The following is a 24,021-nucleotide window of genomic DNA, read 5'->3' as shown; positions in this document are numbered from 1 at the left end:
TTCGAGCCGGGACGGGACAGGGCGGCGGGGTGGCGGCCGGACGGTCGGCCGATCCGTGGAACGGGCACGGACCTGGCCTTTCGTGACGGTGTGTCCGTCGCGCCGCCGAGCGGGCCGGGTGTCATCCTGCCCACTGCCCGGGGCCCGTTGAAGCGGCCTTCTGGTCATGGTTCGCCGCGGCCCGTACGACCGGGTGCGACCGCCGGACGATCAGGAACCGTCAGGAAGCGGCCAACCCCGGTACGGGAGCGGGGAAAGCGAAGAGACGCGACGGGCGGCGCGGGCGTGCCGGGCATCTCATCGGCGCGCGGGCCCCGTCCGCGACCGCGCGTGCCCCCGATTGTCGGATCGTCCTTCGACGGCCGGATGTCGCCGGCCGGGGCCGTGCGACCGGCGGCGCGACGCCCCCGAACGGGGCGCGCGGAGGGCTGTTACCGCGGGTATCCACAGATTCGGGTGCGCCGCCCCGGATGTCGTACGGCGGCGGTAGCGTCGGGCCCATGACCAGTCTGGCGGTGGTGGAGGGGGTCCTTGAGCGGATCACCTACGCCAATGAGGAGAACGGGTACACGGTCGCCCGCGTCGACACCGGCCGCGGCGCCGGCGACCTGCTCACGGTCGTCGGCGCGCTGCTCGGCGCCCAGGTCGGCGAGTCGCTGCGGATGGAGGGCCGCTGGGGCTCCCACCCGCAGTACGGCCGCCAGTTCACGGTGGAGAACTACACGACGGTGCTGCCCGCCACCGTCCAGGGCATGCGCCGCTACCTCGGCTCCGGGCTCGTCAAGGGCATCGGCCCGGTCTTCGCCGACCGCATCACCCGCCACTTCGGCACCGACACCCTGCGCATCATCGAGGAGGAGCCGGCCCGGCTGATCGAGGTGCCGGGGCTCGGCCCGAAGCGCACCAAGAAGATCGCGGCCGCCTGGGAGGAGCAGAAGGCGATCAAGGAGGTCATGCTCTTCCTCCAGACCGTGGAGGTGTCCACCTCCATCGCCGTGCGCATCTACAAGAAGTACGGCGACGAGTCCATCGGCGTGGTCAAGGCGGAGCCGTACCGCCTCGCCGCCGACGTCTGGGGCATCGGGTTCCTGACCGCCGACCGCATCGCCCAGTCCGTGGGCATCCCGCACGACAGCCCCGAGCGCGTCAAGGCGGGCCTTCAGTACGCGCTCTCCCAGTCCACCGACCAGGGCCACTGCTTCCTGCCGGAGGAGCAACTGATCGCGGACGCGGTGAAGCTGCTCCAGGTCGACACCGGCCTCGTCATCGAGTGCCTCGACGCGCTGGCCGCCGAGGAGGAGGGGGTCGTGCGCGAGCGGGTGCCGGGACCCGAGGGCGAGCCCGTCAGCGCCGTCTACCTGGTGCCCTTCCACCGCGCCGAGCTGTCGCTCTCCGGCGCCCTGCTGCGGCTGCTGCGCACGGCGGACGAGCGCCTTCCCGCCTTCCAGGACGTCGCCTGGGACAAGGCACTCGCCTGGCTCGCCGACCGCACGGGCGCCGACCTGGCCCCGGAGCAGGAGCAGGCGGTACGGCTCGCGCTCACCAGCAGGGTGGCCGTGCTGACCGGCGGCCCCGGCTGCGGCAAGTCCTTCACGGTCCGCTCCGTCGTCGAGCTGGCCAGGGCCAAGCGCGCCAAGGTCGTCCTCGCGGCGCCGACCGGGCGCGCGGCGAAGCGGCTGGCCGAGCTGACCGGCGCGGAGGCGTCCACGGTGCACCGGCTGCTCGAACTCAAACCGGGCGGGGACGCCGCCTACGACCGCGACCGGCCCCTCGACGCCGACCTCGTGGTGGTCGACGAGTCCTCGATGCTCGACCTCCTCCTCGCCAACAAGCTGGTGAAGGCGGTGCCCGAGGGCGCCCACCTGCTCCTCGTCGGGGACGTCGACCAACTGCCGAGCGTCGGCGCGGGCGAGGTGCTGCGGGACCTGCTGAGCGAGGGCAGCCCGGTGCCCGCGGTGCGGCTCACCCGGATCTTCCGCCAGGCGCAGCAGTCGGGCGTCGTCACCAACGCCCACCGGATCAACTCGGGCGCCCCGCCGCTCACCCAGGGCCTCGCCGACTTCTTCCTGTTCGCCGAGGACGACACGGAGGCGGCCGGGCGGCTGACCGTGGATGTCGCCGCCCATCGGATTCCGGCCAAGTTCGGCCTCGACCCGCGCCGGGACGTGCAGGTCCTGGCGCCGATGCACCGGGGGCCCGCGGGCGCGGGCGCGCTCAACGGACTGCTCCAGCAGGCCATCACCCCCGGCCGCCCCGACCTTCCGGAGAAGCGCTTCGGCGGCCGGGTCTTCCGGGTCGGCGACAAGGTCACCCAGATCCGCAACAACTACGAGAAGGGCGCCAACGGCGTCTTCAACGGCACCGTCGGCGTCGTCACCGCCCTCGACCAGGACGAGCAGTGCCTGACCGTGCGCACCGACGAGGACGAGGAGATCCCCTACGACTTCGACGAGCTGGACGAGCTGTCCCACGCCTACGCCGTCACCATCCACCGCTCCCAGGGCAGCGAGTACCCGGCGGTGGTGATCCCGGTGACCACGAGCGCCTGGATGATGCTCCAGCGCAACCTCCTGTACACGGCGGTCACCAGGGCCAAGCGGCTCGTGGTGCTGGTGGGCTCACGACGGGCGCTGGGGCAGGCGGTGCGCACGGTGTCGGCGGGCCGCCGCTGCACGGCGCTCGACCACCGGATCTCGGGGACCTCCGGGATATCCGGGGGCTCCTCCGGGATATCCGGGGGCGCGATCCGGCTCTGAGGGGCCATGCGCGGCGGGTGCGGGCGGGCGGTGGTGGGCGCCGCCCGTTCCGGTTGGCCGTCCGCGCCGGGGGCAAGGACACTGGGCGTTGGCTGCGCATTTGGCTCATTGTGAGCCCTTTGCGCATGATCATGATCTTATATTTGATCGATCAAACGAGTCTCAAAGCTCACAAGGCCCTTCCGGAACCCGGGCGAAGGGGGCAGGATGAACAGGATGGCGGCACTGAGTGCCGCCAAAATGCCCAACGGCCGACCCCGAGTGCACTCTCTTGCGCCAAATGGGGGATGGTAGAAGCAGTCAGGGCAGTCAGGGCACCTCGAAGATGAGGCACTACGTCGGTGAGGAAAGACGTGAGCGACAAACGCGACAGCGCAGTAGTACTGCGGTACGGCGACGGCGAGTACACCTACCCGGTGGTCGACAGCACCGTCGGCGACTCGGGCTTCGACATCGGCAAGCTCCGTGCTCAGACCGGTCTGGTGACCCTGGACAGCGGCTATGGCAACACCGCCGCGTACCAGTCGGGCATCACCTACCTCGACGGTGAGCAGGGCATCCTGCGCTACCGCGGCTATCCCATCGAGCAGCTCGCCGAGGGCTCCACGTTCGTGGAGGTGGCGTACCTGCTGATCAACGGGGAACTGCCCACGGTGGACCAGCTCGCCGAGTTCCGCGACGAGATCACCCAGCACACCCTGCTGCACGAGGACGTCAAGCGCTTCTATGACGGCTTCCCGCGCGACGCCCACCCGATGGCGATGCTGTCGTCGGTGGTCAGCGCCCTGTCCACGTTCTACCAGGACAGCCACAACCCCTTCGACGAGCGGCAGCGCAACCTCTCCACGATCAGGCTGCTCGCCAAGCTTCCGACGATCGCCGCGTACGCCTACAAGAAGTCCGTGGGCCAGCCGGTGGTCTACCCGCGCAACGACCTCGGCTACGTCGAGAACTTCCTGCGCATGACGTTCTCGGTGCCCGCTGCCGACTACGAGCTCGACCCGGTCGTGGTCTCGGCGCTCGACAAGCTGCTGATCCTGCACGCGGACCACGAGCAGAACTGTTCGACCTCGACGGTGCGCCTGGTGGGCTCCTCGCAGGCGAACATGTTCGCGTCGATCTCGGCGGGCATCTCCGCGCTGTGGGGCCCGCTGCACGGCGGCGCCAACCAGTCGGTGCTGGAGATGCTGGAGGGCATCCAGGCCGCGGGCGGCGACGTCGACTCCTTCATCCGCAAGGTGAAGAACAAGGAAGACGGCGTGAAGCTCATGGGCTTCGGGCACCGCGTCTACAAGAACTTCGACCCCCGGGCGAAGATCATCAAGGCGGCGGCGCACGACGTCCTCTCGGCGCTCGGCAAGTCCGACGAGCTGCTGGACATCGCGCTCAAGCTGGAGGAGCACGCCCTCGCGGACAGCTACTTCGTCGAGCGCAAGCTCTACCCGAACGTGGACTTCTACACGGGTCTGATCTACCGCGCGATGGGCTTCCCCACGGAGATGTTCACCGTGCTGTTCGCGCTGGGCAGGCTCCCGGGCTGGATCGCCCAGTGGCACGAGATGATCAAGGAGCCGGGTTCGCGCATCGGGCGTCCGCGGCAGATCTACACGGGCGTCGTCGAGCGGGACTTCGTGCCCGTGGAGCAGCGCTGACCGGGGCGGCCCCGGCCGCCTTCCGATATTTCGCAGCAGAGCGCGCCGCCGGTGCAGGCCGGCGGCGCGGAGTGAGTCAAGCGGCCTTCGGCCGGGGGCGAGAGCATCGACCTTCGGCCGGGGCCGTTGTGCGTTGGCCGGGCGGCGGGTGGCGCGCAGGTCGGAGAAAGCGGAAAGCGCCCCGCTGCCGGTCCCCCCACGGGCCGACCTGCGGGGCGCTTTCCTTTGTCCCGGTGCGGATTCCCCCCACGGGATCCGGCCGGGCGTTCATGGGTGACGCCACTGGTCTCTGGGGCTGCCGGGACGCGTACGGACGGGAGGGCCGCTCAAGCTCCCCGACGCACGTGCCCCGGCCTCACAACCTCGGGAATGTCCCCCAAGACACCCCCGCCAATGCCCGAAACGCCCCCCAAGACGCTCGTGCATCGTCTACTTAGACTCGCGAGTCCCCTCCATGGTTACGCTCAGACCAGTGTGATCTGCGTCTCCTGCACGCGTCTCTCCGCGGTGCAAGACCCCCGATCTCGGGACCGGGGGTCAAGCGTAAGGATGTTGCAGTCACTCTGTGAAGAGCTGTGAAGAAGTTGCCCCCTCGTAGTGACACAACTTACGTGAAGCGACGTAGCCGCAGACTGTTGCTTACGACAAAAACCGAGGAAAAAGCCATTGCGGCCCCGGCGATCATCGGATTGAGCAGTCCGGCGGCGGCCAGCGGCAGCGCGGCCACGTTGTAGCCGAAGGCCCAGCCCAGGTTCCCCTTGATGGTGGTCAGCGTCCTGCGCGAGAGCCGGATCGCGTCCGCCGCCACCCGCAGGTCACCGCGTACCAGCGTCAGGTCGCCCGCCTCGATGGCGGCGTCGGTGCCCGTGCCCATGGCGAGCCCGAGGTCGGCGGTGGCCAGCGCGGCGGCGTCGTTGACCCCGTCGCCCACCATCGCCACCGTCCTGCCCTCCTTCCGCAGCCGCTCGACGACGGCCACCTTGTCCTCGGGGAGCACCTCCGCGATCACCTCGTCGATGCCGACGGCCCGGGCGACGGACTCGGCGACCGCCCTGTGGTCCCCGGTCAGCAGCACCGGGGTGAGCCCCAGGGCGCGCAGCTCGGCCACGGCCCGCGCGCTGGTCTCCCTGACGGTGTCGGAGACCGTGAGCACGCCCCGTGCGGCCCCGTCCCAGGCGACCAGGACCGCGGTGTGCCCCTCGGCCCGCGCCGCGTCCCGCGCGGCCTCCAGGGCGGCGGGCGGCTCGATGCCCGCCGCCGTCAGCAGCCCCTCCCTGCCGACGAGTACGGAGTGCCCCTCGACGGTGCCGCGCACCCCGAGCCCCGGCACGTTCTCGAAGTGCGAGGGGACCGGCAGCGCGCCCGCGCGCGCCTCGGCGCCCGCCGCCACCGCGCGCGCCACCGGGTGCTCCGACGCGTTCTCCAGCGCCCCGGCGAGCCGCAGCAGCAGCTTCTCGTCCACGGCGCCCCCGGCCTCTCCCGCGGCCCCTGCCGGGTACACGTCCCGCAGCGCCATCCGGCCCGTGGTCACCGTGCCGGTCTTGTCCAGGACCACCGTGTCGACACGGCGGGTGGACTCCAGCACCTCGGGGCCCTTGATGAGGATGCCGAGCTGGGCGCCGCGCCCCGTACCGACCAGCAGCGCGGTCGGGGTGGCGAGGCCGAGCGCGCACGGGCAGGCGATGATCAGCACGGCCACCGCGGCCGTGAACGCCGCCGCCGCGTCCCCGGTGGCGAGCAGCCAGCCGACGAGCGTGCCGACCGCGATGACCAGCACCACCGGCACGAACACCGCGGACACCCGGTCCGCGAGCCGCTGTACGCGCGCCTTGCCGTTCTGGGCGTCCTCGACGAGCCGGGCCATCCTGGCGAGCTGGGTGTCGGAGCCTACCCGGGTGGCCTCCACCACGAGACGCCCCCCGGCGTTGACGCTCGCGCCCGCCACCGCGTCCCCCGCGCCGACGTCCACGGGCACCGACTCGCCGGTGAGCATGGACGCGTCGACCGCGGAGGTGCCCTCCATGACGGTGCCGTCGGTGGCGATCTTCTCCCCGGGCCGTACAAGGAACCGGTCGCCGACCGCGAGCCGCCCCACCGGAATCCGTACCTCCGTGGGTCCTTCGGGGCCAGGGCGCAGCACCGTGACGTCCTTGGCGCCGAGTTCCAGCAGGGCCCGCAGGGCGGCGCCCGCGCGACGCTTGGCGCGCGCCTCCAGATAGCGGCCGAGCAGGATGAGCGTCACGACGCCCGCGGAGACCTCCAGATAGAGAGCGGAGGCGCTGTCCTCGCGGGACGCGATGAACTCGAAGGGATGCCGCATGCCCGGCATGCCCGCGTCGCCGAAGAAGAGCGCCCACAGCGACCACAGGAAGGCCGCGAGAGTGCCCACGGAGATCAGGGTGTCCATGGTGGCGGCGCCGTGGCGGGCGTTCGTGAACGCGGCGCGGTGAAACGGCAGCCCGCCCCAGACGACGACGGGGGCCGCGAGGGTGAGCGAGAGCCACTGCCAGTTGTCGAACTGGAGCGTCGGGGCCATCGACAGCAGGACGACGGGGACCGACAGCACCGCCGACCACAGCAGCCGCTCGCGCAGCGAGGCGGTCTCGGCGTCCTGCGCCTCCCGGGCGCCGGCGGACGCGCCGTCCGCGCGCCGCCCCCCGGCCTCGCGTCCCGCGTCGGCCGCCGTGTCGGCGGGGGCGGGCTCGGGCGGGGGCGGCTCGGCCGCGGTGTAGCCGGTTTTCACCACGGTGGCGATGAGATCGGCGACCGCTACCCCCTCGGGGTAGCTGACCTTCGCCTTCTCGGTGGCGAAGTTGACCGTGGCGGTGACGCCCGCCATGCGGTTCAGCTTCTTCTCGACGCGGGCCGCGCAGGAGGCGCAGGTCATGCCGCCGATGCTGAGCTGGACCTCGGACGTGCGCCCGGCGGGGACCGCCGGGGGTGCGCTGCTGGTCATCTCTGGCTCCAGTCGCGGATCGTCAACTGCCTGCGGCGGGCGGGCCGTGCGCACCCGCGCGTGCGGCCCGCCGACGGGGCCCCGGGTCAGGCCCGGCCCGCGAGCGTGAAGCCCGCCTCGTCCACGGCGGCACGTACCGCGTCGTCGTCGAGGGGGGCTGCGGAGACCACGGTGACCCGGCCGCTGGCCGCCTCCGCCTTGACGGAGGCCACCCCGGGCAGCTCCGCGATCTCGCCGGAGACCGCGCCCTCGCAGTGGCCGCAGGACATGCCGGTGACCTGGTAGACCGCGGTGACGGCGGCTGAGGTGTCGCTGTTGGTCGTCATGTCGTTCTCCTCGGAAGAACTCGGGGATGGAGACTGGGGGCTTCGACGGTGGTGACGGTGGTACACGGGCTCATGGGGGAGCCGAGACTGCGCGCCCCTGCTCCGCTCTCTCCGAGTTTATACCCCTAGGGGGTATCAATCCAAGCAGGGTGGCGGTCCGTGGGGTACCGGCGGGGAGCGAGGCGGAGATGCGGGCAGTGGTGTTCGAGCGGTTCGGGGGTCCCGCGCGGGTGCGTGAGGTGACGGACCCGGAGCCCTCGCCCGGGGGTGTCGTGGTGCGGGTGGAGGCCACCGGGCTCTGCCGCAGCGACTGGCACGGCTGGCAGGGCCACGACGACGGGATCACGCTGCCGCACGTGCCGGGGCACGAACTCGCGGGCGTGGTCGAGTCCGTCGGCGCCGGGGTGGCGCTGCACAGGGCGGGGGACCGGGTCACGGTGCCGTTCGTCTGCGCCTGCGGCGGCTGCTCGGCCTGCGCCGCGGGCGAGCAGCAGGTCTGCGAGCGCCAGACCCAGCCGGGCTTCACCCACTGGGGCTCCTTCGCGCAGTACGTCGCGCTTGAGCACGCCGACGTCAACCTGGTGCCGCTGCCCGACGACATGGCCCATGCGACGGCCGCCGGGCTCGGCTGCCGCTTCGCCACGGCGTTCCGCGCGGTGGTCGACCGGGGGCGGGCGGCGCCGGGGGAGTGGGTCGCGGTGCACGGCTGCGGCGGTGTCGGCCTGTCGGCCGTGATGGTCGCGGCTGCGGCCGGTGCCCGGGTGGTCGCCGTGGACGTGGCGCCCGGGGCGCTGCGGCTGGCGCGCGAGTGCGGCGCCGAGGCGGTCGTGGACGCGCGCGGGACGGCCGATCCCGCTGCGGCGGTACGGGAGGCGACCGGCGGCGGCGCCCATGTCTCCCTGGACGCGCTGGGCTCGGGCGCCACCGCCGCCGCCTCGCTGCGGAGCCTGCGCCGCCGCGGCCGCCATGTCCAGGTGGGGCTGCTGCCGGAGGACCCCGCGCTGCCGATGGGCCGCGCCGTCGCCCTCGAACTTGAGCTGTACGGCAGCCACGGCATGCCCGCCCACGCCTATCCCGCGATGCTCGCCATGATCGCGGCCGGCACCCTGCGCCCCGACCGCCTCGTCACCGGCACCCTGCGGCTCGACGAGGCACCGGCGGCACTGGCGGCCATGGGCACCGCGCCCACGCCGGGGGTGACGGTCATCGAGCCTTGGGCGTGAGGGCGTGAGGGCGTGAGGGTGTGAGGGCGTGAGGGTGTGAGGGCGTGGAGGCGTGAAGGCGGCGTGCGGCTCGGTGCGGGGCGCGCGCTACCGGCGCGGGCGCCGGGGCTGCCGGGGTTGGGGTTGGGGCTGGGGGGCGAATCCGGGGTCGCCCGAGGTGGGGCGCGGCCGGTTCAGAGCGTGGCAGTCCCGTCGGGGCGTCTCCCGGGATGTCCGCCGTGCGCTCGCCACTCCTCGGCGAGGACGGCCATCATGATCTCGTCCACCGCGCCGCCGTCCTTGAGCACCGCCTGCCGTGCCACGCCCTCGCGGACGAAGCCGACCCGCTCGTAGACCCGTATCGCGCGCGGATTGTCGGCGTGCACGCCGAGGGCGACGCGGTTCAGGCCCAGCGGTCCGAAGGCGTGCGCCAGGGTCAGCCTGAGGGTCTCCGTGCCCAGGCCGCGGTCCCGGCCGCCGGGGCCGAGCAGGATGCGCAGCAGACAGCTCCTGTCGGGCTCGCTCCACTCGAACAGCACGCTCTCGCCGACCACTTCGCCGCTCACCCGGTCGGTCACCGCCAGGTCGAGACGGTCGTCACGCGCGCCGCGCGAGCCGTACCAGGCGCGCAGCCTGTCGAGGGTGAAGCGGACACCGGCGGGACCCGTGAAGCGGGTCACCTCCGGGTCCTCGATGATCGCGGCCATCGCCTCGGCGTCGGCCTCCGTGAACGGCCGCAGTACGGCCTTCGCGCCGGTCAGCACCGGCTTGACGGCGAATCCGGACAGGGGCGCGGCGGGCTCGGCTGGCATGCCGGGATTCTCGGCACACCGTACGGCCCGCGGCAACCCGGTTTCGGCCGCCCCAGGACACCCCGCACCTCCACACGCACGCCCCCCCACGCGCCCGCCCACCCCGCGCACCCCGCGCCCCCGCGGGCCCGCACACGCCGGAGTTCGCGCCCCGCCGCCGCGGGGGCTCACGCCCGGCGCGTTCGCGCGTACGCGCGGGAGTTCACGCCCCGCAGGAGCGCAGGAACGCGCGTGTGCGCTCCGCGATGGGGCGTGGCCTGTCGGGCTCGCAGGGGTACATGTCCTGCTCCACGATCGCGAACAGGTCGACGTCGAGGCGCTGGGCCGCCGTGAGGACCGGCGCCAGCTCCGGCACGCCGGTGGGCGGTTCGACCATCACCCCGCGCGCCACCGCCTCCCCGAACGGCGTGCCCTGCGCGCGCACCCCGGCCAGGATGTCCGGGTCCACCTGCTTGAGGTGCAGATAGCCGAGGCGTTCGCCATAGGTCTCGATCAGCTTCAGGCTGTCCCCGCCGCAGTACGCGTAGTGCCCCGTGTCCAGGCAGAGCGAGACCAGTTCGGGGTCGGTGGCGTCGAGGAAACGGGTCACGTTCTCCTCGGTGTCGATATGGGTGTCCGCGTGCGGGTGCACCACGACGCGCAGCCCGAAGCGGTCGCGCACCTCGCGCCCGAGCCGTTCCGTCCCGGCCGCCAGGTGGCGCCACTGCTCGGCGGTGAGGGTGCGGTCCTCGACGATGCGGCCGGTCTTGTCGTCGCGCCAGAACGACGGGATGACCACCAGGTGCCGCGCGCCCATGGCCTGCGTCAGCCGGGCCACCGACGCGACGTGCTCCCAGGTGGCGTCCCACACGGCGGGCCCGCGGTGCAGCCCGGTGAACACGGTGCCCGCCGACACGCTCAGACCGCGCCGCCCGGTCTCGCCGCGCAGGACGGCCGGGTCGGTCGGCAGATAGCCGTACGGGCCGAGTTCGATCCAGTCGTAGCCCGATCCTGAGACCTCGTCGAGAAAGCGTTCCCAGGGGACCTGCCGCGGGTCCTCGGGAAACCACACACCCCAGGAGTCGGGGGCGGAGCCGATCCTGATGCGGGACAGCGTCGTCATGTCCGAAAGCTTTCTCGCGGCCGCCGAGCAGTGTCAAGAGCTGGTCCGAATGTCAGGACAAAGCATTGACAGCCGTGGCGGACGCGGATAGACCTGGGACACGGCGGCGACGGGCCGCCCGCCCTCCGGCGGTACCGGGCGGCGTGGCCGCGCCGCCCCGTCGCCACGGGCCGGGTTCGAGAGGGGACGCACAGGTGCCAGACGCCAGTACGACCGGCCGGGTGGACGCGCCGCCCCCCGGCCCCCAGGACCCGTACGACGTCCTCACGATGGGCAGGATCGGGGTCGACCTGTACCCGCTGCGGGCGGGCGTGCCGCTCGCGGACGTGGAGAGCTTCGGGAAGTTCCTCGGCGGCTCCGCGACCAACGTGGCGGTGGCCGCCGCCCGGCTCGGCCGCCGCACCGCGGTGATCAGCAGGACGGGCGAGGACGCCTTCGGCACCTATGTGCACCGCGAGTTGCGCGGCTTCGGCGTCGACGACCGCATGGTGACGGGCGTGCCGGGCCTCCCCACCCCCGTCACCTTCTGCGAGATCTTCCCGCCCGACGACTTCCCGCTCTACTTCTACCGCCGCCCCAAGGCCCCCGACCTGGAGATCCACTCGGGCGAACTCGACCTGGACGCGGTACGCGCGGCCCGCATCTTCTGGATGACGGGCACCGGGCTCAGCGAGGAGCCGAGCAGGAGCGCCACCCTCGCCGCACTCGCACACCGCGCGCGCCGCGGCACCACCGTCTTCGACCTGGACTGGCGCCCGATGTTCTGGCACGACGAGTCCGCGCTCCGCCCCGGCGAACCCGCCTGGAAGGCGCCGGAACTCGGCCCCGAGGGCGCCCGCCCCTACTACGAGCAGGCGCTGCGGCACGCCACCGTCGCCGTCGGCAACCTCGCCGAGGTCGAGGTCGCCACCGGGGCGCGCGAACCCGCGGCGGCCGCCGAGGCGCTGCTCGCCGCCGGGGTCGAACTCGCCGTCGTGAAGCAGGGCCCCAGGGGCGTCCTGGCGGTGAACGCCGCGGGCGAGCGCGCCGAGGTGCCGCCGCTCCCCGTGGACGTGCTCAACGGCCTGGGCGCCGGTGACGCGTTCGGCGGCGCGCTCTGCCACGGGCTGCTCGCCGGCTGGAGCCTGGCGGACACCATGCGGTACGCGAACGCGGCGGGCGCCATCGTGGCGGGCCGCCTGGAGTGCTCGTCCGCGATGCCGTACGCCGCCGAGGTGGCGGCCGCCGTGGCGGCGGGTGAGGTCAGGTGACGGCGCCCGCGGGCATGCCAGGGACCCGGGTCGACGCGGGCGCACTCGCGCGGACCAGGGCCACCGACCCGGGCGCCGTCGCGCGCGCCGCCGAGCGCCGCAGGCGGCGGCCGCTCGTCGGGGACAGCGGACGGCTGATGATCATCGCCGCCGACCACCCCGCGCGCGGGGCGCTCTCCGTCGGCGGCACCCCGCTCGCCATGGCCGACCGCACCGTCCTCCTCGAACGCCTCTGCACCGCGCTCGCCCGCCCCGGCGTCGACGGGGTGCTCGCCACCGCCGACATACTCGACGACCTGCTGCTGCTCGGCGCCCTCGACGACAAGGTCGTGCTCGGCTCCATGAACCGCGGCGGGCTCGCGGGCGCCTCCTTCGAACTCGACGACCGCTTCACCGGGCTTCGCCCCCGCGACATCAGCCGTCTCGGCTTCGACGCCGGGAAGCTGCTGCTGCGCATCGACTACGACGACCCGGGATCGCTGCGCACCATGGAGGCCGCGGCGCGCACCGTGGACGCCATGGCGGAACTGGGCCTCCCGGTCTTCGTGGAGCCCTTCATCTCCCGCCGCGGCCCGGACGGCAGGCTCCGCAACGACCTGAGCGCCGCGGCCGTCACCACCGCCATCGCGATCGCCTCGGGGCTCGCCGGGACGTCCGCGTACACCTGGCTGAAGGTGCCCGTGACCGACGACGCCGACGACATGGCGCGCGTCCTGGCCGCGTCCACGCTGCCCGCCGTGCTGCTCGGCGGCGACACCGGCAGGGACCCGGCCGACCAGCGGCGCGTCTACGAGCGCTGGCGCGGCGCGCTCGCGCTGCCCACCGTGCAGGGCCTCGTGGTGGGCCGCTCGCTGCTGTACCCGGCCGACGACGACGTCGCCGGGGCCGTCGACACGGCCGTCGGACTGCTGTGAACATGACTCCGTCGGACCGCCGCGAACGTGACCTGGGGCGAGACGCCCACGAGCGGGGTAGGGATGCGCGCATGAGCGACACGACCGATCGGACCGCGGCGCACGGCGCGCGGGGCGGGGCGCGGCTGCACGTGCCGCACGGCACGGCGGCCGCCGGGCCCTACGCCCTCGACATCGGCCCCGAGCAGGCCGGATGGACCCACGCGCGGCTGCGCGTCCTCGATCTGGAGCCGGGCGGGCTGCACTCGTTCGCGACCGGCGACAGCGAGTGGATCGTGCTCCCGCTGCGCGGTGGCTGTACGGTGCACACCGAAGGCCGGATCATCGAACTGACGGGCCGGGACAGCGTGTTCGACGAAGCCACCGACTTCGCGTACGTGCCGCGGGACGCCCACGCCCAGATCGCCTCCGGCGTGGGAGGCCGGTTCGCTTTGGCAGGAGCGAAATGCGAGCGCCGACTCCCCGCCCGCTACGGCCCCGCGCCGGAGGTCCCCGTCGAACACCGGGGCAGCGGCGGCTGCGCCCGCCAGGTGCGCAACTTCGCCGCCGCGGACACCTTCGAATGCGACACGCTCATCGCCGTAGAAGTCATCACCCCCGGCGGCAACTGGTCCTCGTACCCGCCGCACAAGCACGACGAGCACAGGCCCGGCGAGGAGACGGAGCTGGAGGAGATCTACTGGTTCGACATGCGCGGCGAGCACGGCTTCGGCTACCAGCGCGTGTTCCCCTCCCGCCCCGGCGGCAGCGACCTGCTCGCCGAGGTGCGCCCGGGCGACACCGTCCTGGTCCCCGACGGCTGGCACGGCCCGTCCATCGCGGCCCCCGGACACGACATGTACTACCTGAACGTGATGGCGGGCCCCGGCACCGACCGTGCCTGGCGCATCAGCTTCCACCCCGACCACCTCGCGAACACCGAGGGCTACCGGTGAGGCGCGCCGCGCCCCGGCCGCCCGCCGACGTGTCCGCCGCGCCCCGGGAGGGACGAACATGAGCAGCCGCCGCCTCACCACAGCCCAGGCCCTCGTCGCCTTCCTGACCAGGCAGTTCACCGAGCGCGACGGAGAGCGGCAGCGGCTCGTCGCGGCCACCTGGGGCATCTTCGGACACGGCAACGTCGCGGGACTCGGCCAGGCCCTAGTCCAGAGCGCCGCCGCGCACGCCGGGAGCACGGACCCCGCCACCGGTATGCCGTACCACCAGGGCCGCAACGAGCAGGCCATGGTGCACGCCGCCGTCGGCTACGCGCGCCAGCGAAAGCGCCTGTCCGCGCACGCGGTCACCACCTCCATCGGACCGGGTGCCACCAACCTGGTCACGGGCGCCGCGCTCGCCACCATCAGCCATCTGCCCGTCCTGCTGCTGCCGGGCGACGTGTTCGCCACCAGGCCCGCCGACCCGGTGCTCCAGCAGTTGGAGACCCCGCAGGCCGGCGACGTGTCCGTCAACGACTGCCTGCGCCCGGTCTCCCGCTACTTCGACCGCATCACCCGCCCCGAGGCGCTGATCCCGGCCGCGCTCGCCGCGATGCGGGTGCTCGCCGACCCCGTCGACACCGGCGCCGTCACCCTCGCGCTGCCGCAGGACGTCCAGGCCGAGGCGTACGACTGGCCTGAGGAGTTCTTCCGGGAGCGCGTCTGGACCGTCCGCAGGCCCGCGCCGGACCCCGCCGAGCTGACCGCGGCCGCGGACGCCGTACGGGCCGCCCGCAGGCCGCTCATCGTCGCGGGCGGCGGCGTCCACCACAGCGCCGCCGAGGACGCGCTCGCCCGGCTCGCCGACGCCACCGGCATCCCCGTCGCCAGCACCCAGGCGGGCAAGGGCTCGCTGCGCCACGACCACCCGGCCGACGTCGGCGGCATCGGCCACACCGGCACCGCCACCGCCGACGAACTCGCCCGCGCCGCCGACCTGGTCATCGGCGTCGGCACCCGCTGGAGCGACTTCACCACCGCGTCGAGCACCCTCTTCGCCGCGCCCGGCGTCCGCTTCGTCAACCTCAACATCGCCGCGTACGACGGCCACAAGATGGCCGGGCTCCCGCTCGTCGCCGACGCGCGCGCGGGCCTCGACGCGCTCGCGGGCGCCCTCGCGGGTTATCGCGTCGACGACGCCCTGCGCGCCGCGCGCGACGAGGGCAAGGCGCGCTGGGAGCGCCGCGTCGACGCCGTCTACGAGGCCGCGGACCCCGGCGCGGCGCCCACCCAGCCGCAGGTGCTCGGCGCGCTCGACTCCGTCGTCGGCGACGACGACATCCTCATCAACGCCGCCGGCTCCCTCCCCGGCGACCTGCACAAGCTCTGGCGCGCACGCTCGCGCGACCAGTACCACGTCGAGTACGCGTACTCCTGCATGGGCTACGAGATCCCCGCCGCGATCGGCGTGTCGCTCGCCGCGCCGGGACGGCCCGTGTGGGCGCTCGTCGGCGACGGCACGTATCTGATGATGCCCACCGAGATCGTGACGGCCGTCCAGGAGGGCATCGGCATCAAGGTCGTCATCCTCCAGAACCACGGCTACGCCTCCATCGGCGGTCTCTCCGAGTCCGTCGGCGCCGAGCGCTTCGCCACCGCCTACCGCTACCCGGACGGGGACGGCGGCTACACCGGCGCGCCGCTGCCCGTCGACCTCGCCGCCAACGCGGCGAGCCTCGGCATGCGGGTGCTGCGCGCCGCGTCCGTGCGCGAGCTGCGGGAGGCGCTGGCGTCCGCGCGCGCGTACGAAGGGCCCGTCTGCGTGTACGTCGAGACGGTCACCGGCACCGGGCCCGACGCGCCGCCCGCGCAGGCGTGGTGGGACGTGCCGGTCGCCGAGGCCGCGACCCGCCCGGCCGCCGTCAAGGCACGCGAGGAGTACGACCGGCAGGCCGCGGCGCGCCGCCGCCACCTCTGACCCGCGCGCGACACGCCGACCGCCCACCAGGAGCCCACCGCACACCGAGGAGAGTCCCATGACGCACACGCTCGCCCACTGGATCGGCGGCAAGCACGTGGCCGGCGCCTCGGGGCGCCAGGGCCCCGTCACCGACCCGGCCACCGGGGAGGTCACCACCCAGGTGCCGTTCGCGGACGCCGGGGAGGTGGACACCGCCGTCGCCGCCGCCCGCGAGGCGTTCACGGAGTGGGGCGGCTCGTCCCTGGCGCGCCGCTCCGCCGTGCTGTTCGCGTTCCGCGGGCTGCTCGACCGGCACCGCGACGAGCTGGCCCGGCTGATCACCGCCGAGCACGGCAAGGTCCACTCCGACGCGCTGGGCGAGGTCGCCCGCGGCCTTGAGGTCGTCGACCTCGCCTGCGCCCTCACCCTCCAGCTCAAGGGCGAGCTGTCCACGCAGGTCGCGACGCGTGTCGATGTCTCCGCGATCCGCCAGCCGCTCGGCGTGGTCGCGGGCATCACCCCGTTCAACTTCCCCGCCATGGTGCCGATGTGGATGTTCCCGCCGGCCCTCGCGAGCGGCAACACCTTCGTGCTCAAGCCCAGCGAGAAGGACCCGTCCGCGGCCGTCAGGGTCGCCGAACTCCTCGCGGAGGCCGGGCTCCCCGACGGCGTGTTCAACGTCGTCCACGGCGACCGGGTGGCCGTGGACCGGCTCCTCGAACACCCCGACGTCGCCGCCGTCTCCTTCGTCGGCTCCACCCCGATCGCCCGCCACATCCACACCACCGCCGCCGCGCACGGCAAGCGCGTGCAGGCGCTCGGCGGCGCCAAGAACCACATGCTGGTGCTGCCCGACGCGGACCTCGACGCCGCGGCCGACGCCGCGGTCTCTGCGGCCTACGGCTCGGCGGGGGAGCGCTGCATGGCCGTGTCCGCGGTGGTCGCCGTCGGCGGCATCGGCGACGACCTCGTCGCCCGCATCGCCGAGCGCGCCCGTAAGGTCAGGATCGGCCCCGGCACCGACCCGGCCTCCGAGATGGGCCCCCTGATCACCGCCGCCCACCGCGACAAGGTCGCCTCCTATGTGCACGGCGCCGCCGCCCAGGGCTGCGAGGTCGTCCTCGACGGCACGGGCCACACCGTGGCGGGCCACGAGAACGGCCACTGGATCGGCGTGTCCCTCCTCGACCGGGTGCCCGTGACCGCCGACGCCTACCGCGACGAGGTCTTCGGACCCGTCCTGTGCGTGCTGCGCGCCGAGACCTACGAGGAGGGCGTCGCCCTCGTCAACGCCTCCCCCTACGGCAACGGCGCCGCGATCTTCACCCGCGACGGCGGCGCGGCCCGCCGCTTCCAACTGGAGGTCCAGGCGGGCATGGTGGGCGTCAACGTCCCCATCCCGGTCCCGGTCGGCTACCACTCCTTCGGCGGCTGGAAGGACTCCCTCTTCGGCGACCACCACGTCTACGGCAACGACGCCTGGCACTTCTACACCCGAGGCAAGGTCATCACCACCCGCTGGCCCGACCCCGCGGACACGGACGGGGGCGTGAATCTGGGGTTTCCGCATCATGGGTGAGGGGGGCGCCGGGCGCGGCGGCCCGGTGCCCGGAATGAGCCACCTTCCGGTGCGGACGCCCTGCCGACGTGACCGAGTGGTTACGCTGGGACACGGTACGGCGCCGTGTGGCGTCATCATCCGAGCCGGGCGGCGTCCGCTCGCAGCACCCGCCGGAGGAACATGTCGTTCGAGACGGAATGGGCAGAACTGAAGTCGCGGGCGGAGGAACGCACCAGGGCCCGCGCCGACGCCGCGACGCGGCTGAACTCCCTGGACCCGGCGTCGTCGTCCTCCGGTGACCTGGTCGCCTGCCAGGACGACCTCGGGGCCGTCGGACACGAGGCTTACGTCCTGCACGGAGAGGTGAAGAAGGCGGCCGACGTCTCGCGGGGCCGGGACGGCGGGGCGACCGAGCGGGCGGCTTCGGAACTGGCCGGTCACCACCTGCCGCTCGGCCACGAGATGGGCACGACGCTGGCCGTCTGGGAGACACAGGTGAAGACCGTGCTCCAGATGTGCGCGCATATCTCCAACCACCTTGACTACTCGAAGAGGCAGCACCAGCACGACGACGCGGCCATCGGAGCGTCACTCCGCCACCGCGACGGCTCCGCGGTCTCGGTCTCTGAACTGTCGACATACGTGCACTGAACGCGATGTCCCGCGCGAAGGCCCCCCGTACGGGCCCCGCGCGGGCAGGCACATGAGGGGGGAGGCCAGTGGGCACCGCACTGAGATGCCAGGACCTTCTCTCCGTGGACCTGGGGCGGCTCGGCGACGCCGTCGACGACTGGAAGAGGGCCGTCCGCGACCTGGGGAAGCAGGAGAAGAACGCGCACGACGGTCTCATCCGCGCGTCGGAGTCGGCACGCTGGGCCGGTGTCAACGCCACCGTCACTCGTGAGTTCGTCGGCAAGACCGCCAAGGAGATCGGAGACCTGCACCGCGAGGCCCGCAGCATCTGGGCCGTACTGGACGACGCGCACACCGAACTCGTCAGCATCCAGCGGCAGTTCAGGTCCCTGGTCGACGCGGCAGGGAAGCATGACCCGCAACTGGTCGTGACGGACGGCTCGGCGGGCGCGGTGAAGGTGATGGCCATGTGCGACACCGCGGGGAAGGAGTCGACCCAGCCCGTCAGGGACCTGGTGAAATGGTATGCCGACACCCTGACCGGCCTGCTCTCGCACGCCTCGGAGGTCAGCTCCTTCGCGGTCACCGCGTTACGCAGGAGCCACGGCGGGGACCCCATGGACCCCGGGCACGCCGACTACCGTTCGCTCGACGACGTGATGCTCCCCCGCGCCGTCGAACTGGCGAAACTCGGCAAGAAGGCGACCTGGGCCCAGCGGATGGAGATCCGCAACCTCTGGCAGTCGCTCGGACCGACCGCCCGGGCCGAGCTGTGGCAGCGGCACAGGGACGACCTGCTCGCCGCCGGACTGCTGTCGCCCACCGTCAAGCAGGTCTCCGCCGACGAGGGCGCGGGACCGTGGGGCGTGCGGGACCCTGGCCTGGCGGACTACAGGACGAAGGCCATGCTCGAAATGCTCGCCAACGGCGCGGACATGAAGGGCATGACGGACGCGGCCCGCCACATGGCGCACTACCTGGACGATTCGGGGACCGTCATGGACCTGCCGGTGGACAAGATGATGCACGACGATCCCGGCTTCCAGCACGCGATGGATGAGCAGGTGCGCACGCACGCCGACAGTTGGCGGAGCAAGGCGCTGGAGGCGTACCGGCAGGGCGGCGGCCGACCGGTGACGATCCCGGTCGAGACGGCCAACCGCGGGTACTCGTTCCCCGCCGAGGGACAGCCCAACTGGTTCTACGCCGTCGGTTCCACGAACAGCAACCTCACCGGCGCCGTCACCGTCGCCCCGGGCGCCGACGGAAAGCCGAAGGTGTCGCTCGACTACCAGGTCAACGCCTGGGACCGGTACAACTGGGACGTCCACCAGAACAAGAGCGTCAGCATCGCCGGCCACACCGTCATGGACGGCAACCAGGCCAAGCTGCACGAGGCCGGGCTCGCCAAGGAGTTCGACATGCGGGGGAGCAGTTCGGTGAAGCACATGGACCTCAGCTCGGGCGTGGGCACCGCACCGCAGCCCGACGAACCCGGCTGGCGCGACAGCCGGGCGGACCCCGGACGAAAGAGCGCAGGCCGGTGACGTCTCCCAGCGCCCCTCCGGTCTCCTCGGGGCAGCCCGCGCGCAAGTGCCGTAGGCACTGGCTGCTGCCCCTGACCGTGGCGGTCGTCCTCGTGGTCGGCGGAGTGCTCGTCCTGGAGGAGTTCGTGGGGCGTTCCGTGGACGGGCAGGCGGCGCACGACAGCGTCTGCTGCTGGGAGAAGGACGCGGGGCCCGACTCCGTGAGCCACCGGATCGGGGTCCGTATACCGGCCTCCGCCGTCGACAGACGGGCCGGGGTGAAGACCAACGCGCGGTACACCACGGCCATCCTCGCCTTCACGCTGCCCACCCGTGACGCCGAGTCCTACCTCGCGCGGCTGGTGCCCGGGGACGTAACCATGGTGGCGCCGCTGCGGCCGGGCGATCCCGTTCCCGCCGAGCCGGATTCCAGCTTCCGGCATCTGCGGCTGCCGGAACCGTCCAGGGCGGGCCCCTCCTCCGGCACCCGTACCATCAGCCTCTGCTCCGATGCCGCCAGCGAGGAGGCGGCCCGCCTCAGGCACTGTGTCGACGTTTACCGGGGACCGGCCGCCGGGGCGCACGACACGCGGCTGTACTTCCGGTCGGCCGTGGCCGGGCAGTGAGACCCGGTAGGTTCGGCGCGCCTACCACCCCCGCAGTACCCCCCACCCCGCCCTACTACGACGGGATGCAGTGGGGGTCCGTCCCCCGTGTGCTTTCTGTGGGGGTGGGCGCCCTTACCGTGGGGGCATGGAACTGGGACTGCCCGGGCGTCTTCGGGCCAGGCCGCGGCGGGTCGTCGCGCTGCTCGCCGTGCTTCTCGTGCTGGTGGGCGGGGGGAGTTGGGCCGCCGTGGCGGCGGGGGGCGAGCCCGCGGTGCACCGTGCGGACCGGGTGCTCGACACCGGGGGCGCCAGGATCGACACCTCGTACTTCACCGCGGGCGCGGCGGGCAGGCGGCCCGCGGTGCTGCTCGCGCACGGCTTCGGCGGCAGCAAGGACTCCGTGCGCGGCGAGGCGGAGGAGCTGGCCAGGGACGGCTACGCGGTGCTCACCTGGTCGGCGCGCGGCTTCGGCAGGTCCACCGGCAGGATCGGGCTCAACGCCCCGGACGCCGAGGTCGCCGACGTGTCCGCGCTCGTCGACTGGCTCGCCCGCCGTCCCGAGGTCAGGCTCGACGCGGCGGGCGACCCGCGCGTGGGCGTGACGGGCGCCTCCTACGGCGGCGCCGTGGCCCTGCTCGCCGCCGCGCACGACCACCGGGTGGACGCCATCGCCCCGGAGATGACGTACTGGAACCTCGCCGACGCGCTGTTCCCCGACGGCGTGTTCAAGAAGCTGTGGGCCGGGATCTTCTTCACCACCGGCTCCACGGGGCCCGTAGGGACCCCCGGCACGGGCACGCCCGAGACCGGTACGGGACAGCGGCCCGACGCGCCCGGCGGCGGCGCGGGAGACGGCGCGGGGGGCTCCGACGGCACCAGTGACACCGGCGGCGGCGACGGCGCCGGGGGCAAGGATGTCGCGGGGGAGGCGGGCGGCGGTCTCGCCTGCGGCCGCTTCCAGGCCGAGCTGTGCGCCATGTACGAGCGCGTCGCGGTCAGCGGCACGCCCGACGCCGCCGCCCGCCGCACCCTGGAGGAGCGCAGCCCCTCCGCCGTCGGCGACCGGATCAAGGTGCCCACGCTCATCGCACAGGGCCAGACCGACTCCCTCTTCCCGCTCGGCCAGGCCGACGCGATGGCCCGCCGTATCAAGGCGAACGGCGCGCCCGTCGCCGTGGACTGGCTCTCCGGCGGACACGACGGCGGCGACCTGGAGACCGGCCGTATGACAGGGCGGATCGCCGACTGGTTCGGGCGCTACCTCAAGGGCGACACCTCGGCAGGCACCGGGCCCGCCTTCCGTGTCTCCCGCAGCGGCGGCCTCGACAGCACCAACGGCACCGCCCGGCTGCGCGGCGCCACCGCCGACCGCTACCCGGGGCTCGACGACGCCCCGCACGCGGTGAAACTCGGCGGCGCCGCCCAGACCTTCGCCAACCCGCCCGGCGGGGGCCCGCCCGCGATCTCCGCGGTCCCCGGGCTCGGCGCCAACGCGCAACTGTCCGGCAGCCTCGGCCTCGGGCTCTCCCTCGACTACCCGGGCCAGTTCGCCGCCTTCGACTCGGCGCCCCTCACCCGCGGCATGCGCGTCACCGGCTCGCCCGCCGTCACGGTGCGGCTGCGCTCCACCGCCGACGACGCCGTCGTCTTCGCCAAGGTGTACGACGTCGCGCCGGACGGTTCCCAGACGCTCCCCGCCCAACTCGTCACCCCGCTCAGGGTGGACGGCGCGCGCGGCGGCAGGGACGTCCGCGTCACCCTGCCCGCCGTCGACCACGAGTACGCCAGGGGCCACCGGCTGCGCGTGGTGCTGTCCACCACCGACCTCGGCTACGCCACCCCGGCGGCCCCCGCCACCTACACCGCCTCGCCGAAGGGCGCGCTGACCGTGCCGACGGCGCCCGGGGTGACGACGGGCGCCACCCCGGTGCCGTCCTGGGTGTGGTGGGTCCCGCTCGCCGCCGTCGTCCTCGCCCTCGTCCTGGTCCTCACCGGCCGCCGCCGCGCCGCGACCCCCGCGCCCGACTCCGAGGGCGCCGACGTGCCGCTGGCCATCGAGGGACTCAGCAAGCGGTACGCGGGCTCCGCCGACCGCTACGCCGTGCGGGACCTGTCGTTCCGTGTCGAACAGGGCCAGGTGCTCGGCCTGCTCGGGCCCAACGGCGCGGGCAAGACGACCACCCTGCGCATGCTGATGGGCCTGATCACCCCCGACGAGGGCGAGATCAGGATCTTCGGACACGCCGTCAGGCCCGGCGCCCCCGTGCTCTCCAGAGTCGGCGCGTTCGTCGAGGGCGCCGGGTTCCTGCCGCACCTGTCGGGCCGGGCCAACCTCGACCTCTACTGGGCCGCCACCGGCCGCCCCGCGGGCGACGCGCACGTCGACGAGGCGCTGCGCATCGCGGGCCTCGGCGACGCCCTGGAGCGCGCCGTGCGCACCTACTCGCAGGGCATGCGCCAGCGCCTCGCCATCGCCCAGGCCATGCTGGGCCTGCCCGACCTGCTGATCCTCGACGAGCCCACGAACGGCCTCGACCCGCCGCAGATCCGCGAGATGCGCGAGGTGATGATCCGTTACGCCGCGGCCGGCCGCACCGTGATCGTCTCCAGTCATCTGCTGGCCGAGGTCGAGCAGACCTGTACGCATCTGGTGGTGATGGACCGGGGCCGGCTGGTGCGCACCGGGCCGGTCGGCGACATCGTGGGCTCCGGCGGCACCCTCCTCGTGGGCCTCACGGAGCCGGTGGACGACCCGCTCCTCGACGACATCGCACGGCTGCCGGGCGTGGCCGCGGCGCTGCGGGTGCCCGAGGGGCTGCTGGTGCGCCTCGAACCGGACGACGACCCGGGGCCCGCGGCGGCCCGGCTCCTTGCCGCGCTGGTGAAACTGGGCGTGCCGGTGGAGTCCCTGGGCCCGCAGCAGCGCCTTGAGGACGCGTTCCTGACCCTGATCGGAGGCTCCGCATGACGCCCGAGGCACCCGCGCGCGACGCGGGAGGCGCCCCGCCCACCGCCGTGGGCTACCGCCCTGGGCGCACCCTGCCGGTCCGTGTCGAACTGGTGCGGCAGTTGCGGCGGCGGCGCACCCTGGCGATGGGCGCGGTGCTGTTCCTGCTGCCGTTCGTGCTGGCGGTCGCGTTCGCGGTCGGGGGCAATCCGGCGGCGGACAGCGGCCAGGTCACGCTGATGAACACGGCCACGGAGTCGGGCGCCAACTTCGCCGCCGCCACCCTGTTCGTCTCCGCGGGGTTTCTGCTCGTGGTGCCGGTGGCGCTGTTCTGCGGGGACACGGTGGCGTCCGAGGCGAGCTGGTCGTCGCTGCGCTACCTGCTGGCGGCGCCGGTGCCGAGGGCGCGGCTGCTGTGGTCGAAGCTGACGGTGGGGCTCGGTATGAGCCTCGCGGCGATGGTGCTGCTCCCGCTGGTCGCGCTCGCCGTCGGCACGGCCGCGTACGGGTGGGGGCCGCTGCGGATACCGACGGGCGGCACGCTCGACGGCGGCCTCGCGGCGCAGCGGCTCGCGATCTCGGTGGCGTACATCTTCGTGTCCCAACTGGTCACGGCCGGTCTCGCGTTCTGGCTCTCGACGCGGACGGACGCGCCACTCGGGGCGGTCGGCGGCGCGGTGGGCCTGACCATCGTCGGCAACGTCCTGGACGCGGTCACCGCGCTCGGCCACTGGCGCGACTTCCTCCCGGCGCACTGGCAGTTCGCCTGGGCGGACACGGTGCAGCCGCGCCTTGAGTGGTCGGGGATGCTCCAGGGCGCGGCGATCTCGTTCAGCTACGCGGTGCTGCTTGTGGCGTTCGCGTTCCGCGGGTTCCGGCGCAAGGACATCGTGTCCTGA

The 24,021-nt window shown here is 73.4% G+C and carries 17 protein-coding genes; 13 read left to right on the top strand and 4 right to left on the bottom strand.

Annotated features, from left to right (window positions below; all coding sequences use genetic code 11):
• Nucleotides 1-500: 500 nt before the first annotated feature.
• On the top strand, nt 501-2,756 hold the full coding sequence (locus tag ACIBIW_RS00590) for an ATP-dependent RecD-like DNA helicase (RefSeq protein WP_399330358.1): 2,256 nt from the start codon (nt 501-503) through the stop codon (nt 2,754-2,756).
• Between the two features lie 341 nt (nt 2,757-3,097).
• Nucleotides 3,098-4,408 (top strand): citrate synthase, encoded by a 1,311-nt coding sequence (locus ACIBIW_RS00585; RefSeq protein WP_399330356.1) that lies wholly within the window; start codon nt 3,098-3,100, stop codon nt 4,406-4,408.
• Nucleotides 4,409-5,015: 607 nt separating this feature from the next.
• On the opposite strand, the gene ACIBIW_RS00580 is transcribed toward ACIBIW_RS00585, so the two are convergent.
• Both ACIBIW_RS00580 and ACIBIW_RS00575 read right to left on the bottom strand, forming a co-directional pair.
• Nucleotides 5,016-7,364, bottom strand: a complete 2,349-nt coding sequence (locus tag ACIBIW_RS00580) for a heavy metal translocating P-type ATPase (protein ID WP_399330354.1) — start codon at nt 7,362-7,364, stop codon at nt 5,016-5,018.
• An 86-nt stretch (nt 7,365-7,450) separates the two neighbouring features.
• Nucleotides 7,451-7,690, bottom strand: coding sequence for a heavy-metal-associated domain-containing protein (locus tag ACIBIW_RS00575; protein ID WP_399330352.1), 240 nt, complete (start codon nt 7,688-7,690; stop codon nt 7,451-7,453).
• Between the two features lie 188 nt (nt 7,691-7,878).
• On the opposite strand from ACIBIW_RS00575, the gene ACIBIW_RS00570 reads away from it, so the two are divergent.
• Nucleotides 7,879-8,913: a zinc-binding dehydrogenase gene (locus ACIBIW_RS00570; protein ID WP_399330350.1), complete on the top strand. Its 1,035-nt coding sequence runs from the start codon at nt 7,879-7,881 to the stop codon at nt 8,911-8,913.
• A 173-nt stretch (nt 8,914-9,086) separates the two neighbouring features.
• Here the strand turns inward: ACIBIW_RS00570 and ACIBIW_RS00565 are convergent, their stop codons facing one another.
• Together ACIBIW_RS00565 and ACIBIW_RS00560 are read right to left on the bottom strand one after the other, a co-directional pair.
• Nucleotides 9,087-9,704 (bottom strand): GNAT family N-acetyltransferase, encoded by a 618-nt coding sequence (locus ACIBIW_RS00565; RefSeq protein ID WP_399330348.1) that lies wholly within the window; start codon nt 9,702-9,704, stop codon nt 9,087-9,089.
• 202 nt (nt 9,705-9,906) lie between these two features.
• Nucleotides 9,907-10,806: a sugar phosphate isomerase/epimerase family protein gene (locus tag ACIBIW_RS00560; protein ID WP_399330346.1), complete on the bottom strand. Its 900-nt coding sequence runs from the start codon at nt 10,804-10,806 to the stop codon at nt 9,907-9,909.
• Between the two features lie 269 nt (nt 10,807-11,075).
• Between ACIBIW_RS00560 and iolC the strand changes: the two genes are divergently transcribed.
• From iolC to ACIBIW_RS00510, 10 genes are all read left to right on the top strand, one after another.
• Nucleotides 11,076-12,056 carry a 5-dehydro-2-deoxygluconokinase gene (gene iolC / locus ACIBIW_RS00555; RefSeq protein WP_399331855.1) on the top strand — a complete coding sequence of 327 codons (981 nt, stop codon included), beginning with the start codon at nt 11,076-11,078 and terminating at the stop codon, nt 12,054-12,056.
• A gap of 14 nt (nt 12,057-12,070) precedes the next feature.
• Nucleotides 12,071-12,970 (top strand): deoxyribose-phosphate aldolase, encoded by a 900-nt coding sequence (locus ACIBIW_RS00550; RefSeq protein ID WP_399330344.1) that lies wholly within the window; start codon nt 12,071-12,073, stop codon nt 12,968-12,970.
• Nucleotides 12,971-13,041: 71 nt separating this feature from the next.
• The gene (iolB, locus tag ACIBIW_RS00545) at nt 13,042-13,905 is read left to right on the top strand and encodes a 5-deoxy-glucuronate isomerase (RefSeq protein WP_399330342.1); all 864 of its coding nucleotides are present in this window, start codon (nt 13,042-13,044) and stop codon (nt 13,903-13,905) included.
• A 58-nt stretch (nt 13,906-13,963) separates the two neighbouring features.
• Nucleotides 13,964-15,865, top strand: a complete 1,902-nt coding sequence (gene iolD / locus ACIBIW_RS00540) for a 3D-(3,5/4)-trihydroxycyclohexane-1,2-dione acylhydrolase (decyclizing) (protein WP_399330340.1) — start codon at nt 13,964-13,966, stop codon at nt 15,863-15,865.
• A gap of 58 nt (nt 15,866-15,923) precedes the next feature.
• Entirely contained in the window at nt 15,924-17,426 is a 1,503-nt protein-coding gene (locus ACIBIW_RS00535) for a CoA-acylating methylmalonate-semialdehyde dehydrogenase (protein WP_399330338.1), read from the top strand.
• Nucleotides 17,427-17,588: 162 nt separating this feature from the next.
• Complete coding sequence (locus ACIBIW_RS00530) at nt 17,589-18,059, top strand: hypothetical protein (RefSeq protein ID WP_399330336.1); 471 nt, start codon at nt 17,589-17,591, stop codon at nt 18,057-18,059.
• Nucleotides 18,060-18,127: 68 nt separating this feature from the next.
• Entirely contained in the window at nt 18,128-19,588 is a 1,461-nt protein-coding gene (locus ACIBIW_RS00525; RefSeq protein ID WP_399330334.1) for a hypothetical protein, read from the top strand.
• Nucleotides 19,585-20,193 carry a hypothetical protein gene (locus ACIBIW_RS00520; protein ID WP_399330332.1) on the top strand — a complete coding sequence of 203 codons (609 nt, stop codon included), beginning with the start codon at nt 19,585-19,587 and terminating at the stop codon, nt 20,191-20,193. The genes ACIBIW_RS00525 and ACIBIW_RS00520 overlap by 4 nt, the downstream gene beginning before the upstream one ends.
• Before the next feature lie 127 nt (nt 20,194-20,320).
• Nucleotides 20,321-23,143, top strand: coding sequence for an alpha/beta fold hydrolase (locus ACIBIW_RS00515; protein ID WP_399330331.1), 2,823 nt, complete (start codon nt 20,321-20,323; stop codon nt 23,141-23,143).
• Nucleotides 23,140-24,021: an ABC transporter permease gene (locus ACIBIW_RS00510; RefSeq protein ID WP_399330329.1), complete on the top strand. Its 882-nt coding sequence runs from the start codon at nt 23,140-23,142 to the stop codon at nt 24,019-24,021. Before ACIBIW_RS00515 ends, ACIBIW_RS00510 begins: the two co-directional genes overlap by 4 nt.

The organism is Streptomyces sp. NPDC050560 (assembly GCF_044457285.1).
Classification (GTDB): Bacteria; Actinomycetota; Actinomycetes; order Streptomycetales; family Streptomycetaceae; genus Streptomyces.
Note: the sequence above shows the minus strand (reverse complement) of the source record. Positions and strands in the feature narration are given on the sequence as shown.